The 4438-nt window shown below is 69.9% G+C and carries 3 protein-coding genes; all 3 read left to right on the forward strand.

The features are described 5' to 3' along the window. Window positions 1–749 precede the first annotated feature (749 nt). Window positions 750–1247: a hypothetical protein gene (locus ACWC2T_RS45695; protein ID WP_450676194.1), complete on the forward strand. Its 498-nt coding sequence runs from the start codon at window positions 750–752 to the stop codon at window positions 1245–1247. Window positions 1248–1302: 55 nt separating this feature from the next. Beyond that, window positions 1303–2877 carry a trypsin-like serine protease gene (locus ACWC2T_RS45700; protein WP_450676195.1) on the forward strand — a complete coding sequence of 525 codons (1575 nt, stop codon included), beginning with the start codon at window positions 1303–1305 and terminating at the stop codon, window positions 2875–2877. A 175-nt stretch (window positions 2878–3052) separates the two neighbouring features. Next, window positions 3053–4438 (forward strand): ALF repeat-containing protein (locus ACWC2T_RS45705; protein ID WP_450676196.1); only part of this gene is annotated, 1386 nt, incomplete at its 3' end.

The raw sequence follows: 4438 nt of genomic DNA on the forward strand, positions 1-4438 counted from the left end.
TGAGACGTCGAACACCTCTCTCAACGGAACGGGAGCCTCGTGCGTTGCGGGCGCCGGCCTCGTCACCCATCCGGTGGCCGCTCTGAAAGAGCTCATTCCACCAAGTGGAGTCCACCGGCTGGAGTGGACGACATCGTGCGGGAGTGGGCGACATCGCCGGGACGATGCCGTGCATCCACCCGGTGCGGCCCGACTCCGCACGACCGCGCAGGCGCGGCCGAGGGCGATGAGCTGGGTGAGTTGCGTGTGGTCGCGCCTGCGGTCCGGGGCCGTCCGGGAAGATTCCGTCGGGGCGAGGCCAGCCGTAGCGTCCGGCCGATCCTTCCCACAGCAGACGGTTGGCGGCGGCCGCGGAAACTGATGCCGTTGCTCCCAGTAGGGCAGAAGTCGGCTTGGCCGCCGGTACGCGCCAAGCGGCAGCTGACCGGCCGCGAGGGCGACTTCAAAAGAAATTTAGCGGGCAACTATGACGCCAGTTCTGGGTATCAGCCCGACCGCGATCTTTGGTGGGTGATGTGCCATCCCGGTGGCACTACGCCCATGCCCCTGACTGTGAATCTGCAGTGTAGGTTCCGTGCATTCCGTGTGAGTCTTATTACGTTGGATTTACATCTGACGTCGTTTTAGGATCCCGGCCGATCACTTATTTTCGCTTTACGTCTGTGTGCACCGGGGGGCTGCAGATGTTATTCCGTTATGCCGTCACCCGTGCCTGGAAAGGAATCCGGGTGACTCCTCGCATCCGCAGGATGCTCCCGCTCGCGGGATTCGCTGCCGTCCTGGCGCTGGCGGGCACGCCGATGCTCGCTTCTGCTGACCCGCAGCCGCCGTCAGAAAACGACACGCCGCCGTCCGCGGTGGAGGACTTCGCCTACCCCAATGCGGATCAGATTCAGCATGACAAGGGCATCAGGCTGATCAAGGGAGACGGACACATCACCCTTGCCGCATGTGATGAATCGGCCCAGCAGATCCGGGTCCTCACCGTGCAGGGCCAGGGCGGCAACCCACAGGGGGCCTACTGCTTCAAGGCCGCCGCCAAGACCGGATATCTCACGTTGGAGCTCCCGCACGTCATCGCGTTGGAGACCGCGGACCACCCGATCAGCGCGGATCTGAAGCCGCAGGGGGACCCGTCGGCGCCGGTGAAGACGGTGAGCGTGGCGAAGAACGGCTATCAGAGCGTCGGTGAGGGGACCGCCGGGGGTGCGTCCGCTGTTCTGGTGGAACTTCGCGTCACGGGCTGACCGACCGATCTGCATTCGCCTTCTCACCGATCTTGTACTGAAACGGGGAACACTCATGTCTGGCTTTTGTCCGCACATCGCGCGGACTTCCGGCCTGATCGCCGCTACGTCGCTGGCTGTCGCCGCCTTGTCGGGCACGCCCGCAGGTGCTGTATCGGGCCCGCAGGCTTCCGCTGCGGTGTCCACCGCCACCGCACGGCTTGACATCGGAGGCCAGCGCGGCTGCTCGGCCACCCTGGTGGCTCCGCAGTGGCTGCTGACGGCCGCGACCTGCTTCACGGACACCCCGGGCGGCCCCCTTGCCCCCGGCGCGCCGAAGCTGAAGACGACGGCGACCATCGGCGGCACCGCCGAGCAGGTGGTGGACCTCGCGCCCCGCACGGACGGGGATGTGGTGATGGCTCAGCTGGCCAAACCGGTCAGCGGTATCACCCCGATCCCGGTGGCGGGCACGGCGCCCGGTGTGGGCGACGAGGTGCAGGCCGCGGGCTACGGCCGTACGCGCGAGGAGTGGGTGCCCGACCAGGTGCACGCTGCCGCTTTCACCGTCCAGAACGTCGGTGCCACCACGGTCGATCTGGCCGGGAAGTCGGATGGCGCGGCGATCTGCAAGGGCGACACCGGCGGTCCGGTGCTGAGCACCGCCGCCGGTCGTCCGGCTGTCGTCGGTGTCAGCAGCCGGTCCTGGCAGGGCGGTTGTCTGGGCACCGACCCGTCCGAGAGCCGTACCGGGGCGGTGGCCGCCCGGGTCGACGATCTGGCGGGCTGGGTCCAGCAGGTCGTCTACAGCACGACCTTCGCGAACGCGCCGTGGAAGGACGCCGTGCAGATGACTGCGGGCTACTACACCGGCGGCTCGGCGGGCGGCACCCGGCACATGGACTTGATCGTCCTGTGGAACGACGGTGAGGTCACCCTCTACCAGGGCGGCGACAGAGACGACGCCGCGCACCCGTTCGCGGCCGAGTACCAGTTGGCGCCCCGTAAGAGCATCTGGACTCATGCCGCCTCGATCACCGGTGTCAATGCCACCGGTGACGGCACGGACGGGCTCGTCGTGCGCTGGAACGACGGCGAGATGACCCAGTACGCGACGGTGGATGCCAAGGGTTTTCACGGTGAGAAGCAGCTCGCCCCGCGGCAGACTACCGCCTGGCAGAACGACGCGCGTCTGCTGACCGGCGGCCGATTCACGCCGGGCGGCCACCGTGACGATCTGCTGGTGGTCTGGAAGGACGGCCACGTCTCCGTCTTCAGCGATCTGGCGGCCCACGGGCTGAGCAAGCAGGCGCAGATCGTCGCCAAGAACACCACCACCTGGCCCTACGCCGAGTACCTCACCACGGGGTCCTTCACTGGTAATACCACCGATGACCTACTGGTGCGTTGGGTCGACGGGGAGACCACCCTCTACCCGGGCCTGACCGGCAAGGCCCTGCCCGGTGAGGTCAGGATCCGCCCGAGGACTTCGGAGTGGAAGGACGCCGCCGTGGTCGCCGCAGGCGCCTTCACCGCCAACACGGCCGCGAACGACATCCTCGTCCGCTGGAGTGACGGCCGCGTCAGCCTCTTCACCGGCGTGGACGCCAAGGGCCTGCACGACGAAGTCCGCCTCACACCGGCCAACTGACGTTCCACACAGCGTTCGAGGGACGGAGCAGCGGAACACCGTCGGGCCGCCCCTCGGGCCCGGCCGCGCACGGGCCTGTGATCAGTGCAGGTCCCTGTGCGAGCCGGTGCGCACAACCCCCCATAAAAACGTGAGACGAATCGAGTCTGCAGTGAGACATCCACGCCCGCGGCGCGTGGCGGCAGGGGCGCAGCACGCGGTGCGTGTGCTGTGTCTGGGCCTGCTGCCCAGCGCGCTGGTACTGGGCCTGCTGGGCCCCGCCCCCTCCCCGGCCAGAGCCGACGCAACCCCACCGACAACCGCAGCCGGCGGTGCGCTTCCGGACACCGACCGCGCCAAGGTGGTGCGGCTGTGGGAGACCGGCGGGCCCGGCGTGCGAGCCGCCGCCGAAGCCGCCCTGGTCGGCAGTGACGACGAGGTTAAGAACTTCCTGGCTCAGGCCTCCGACATCCAGTTCCAGGACGAGCGCGTCGCTACCGCTCAGGTCGCCAGTGTCGGCGGTACCTACCTGCAGCAGGCCGCCCGCGCCGCCCTGGACAGCAACTCGCCCGACCAGCTGCAGGCGTTCTTGAAGGACGGCTGGAAGGCGCCGCTGGAGCAGGACCAGCGTATCCGGGTCGCGCAGATCATCGATCTCAGCGGCCCGCTGGTGAGAAAGGCCGGCCAGGCCGCGCTGAACGGCACGCCCGAGGACATCGAGAGGTTCCTCGAGAACGACCAGTACACCGAGCGGGAGCAGGACGAGCGCGTCGAGACCGCGCAGATCATCGATGCGGGCGGGCCGAACGTCCAGGCGGCCGGCCGTATCGCGATCAACGGCAGCCCCGACGACATCCACGAGTTCCTCCAGGTCGGGCAGTACGTGGCCCGCGCGCACGACCAGGAACACGCCACGATCGCGCAGCTGGCCGATCAGGCGGCGAAGGCGGGCAAACTCGCCGGGCAGCAGACCCAGGCCGCCAAGGACGCCTCCGCCCGCGCGGTGACCGCAGCGAAACTGGCCAAGGAAGCCGCGCAGAAGGCCGCCGCGGAGACCCAGGCGGCCCAGAAGGACACCCAGCACGCGGCAGCGGCCGCCGCCCGCGCGGCCAGCGCCGCCCAGCAGGCCGCCAACGCCGCACAGACCGCGATCGACGCCGCGAATGCGGCCACGGATGCGGCCCGTGTCGCCGCGAACGCTGCTTCGGCCGCCGCCGCGGCCGCGGACGGCGCCGCCGAGGCGGCCTCCCAGGCCCGGGACGCCGCCGCGAACGCGGCCCTCGACGCCGGCCAGGCAGGCGCCGCCCGCAAGGCGGCCCAGCAGGCGCGGGATGCCGCCGCGGGCGCCCGTGCCGCCGCCAACGCCGCCGACTCCGCCCGCACCGCGGCAGCTTCCGCTGTCGACGCGGCCAAGGCGGCCAGCGGCGCCGGCAGCGATGCCACCGACGCCGCGAACGCGGCCGACCAGGCCAACACCCTGGCCGACCAGGCCGGCGCCCACTCTGACGAGGCCGCGAACGCCGCGGCCAGCGCGCACCGGCACGCCCGGGAAGCGGCGCGTGCCGCCGACGCCGCCGAATCG

It is taken from the genome of Streptomyces sp. NPDC001393, from assembly GCF_053597455.1.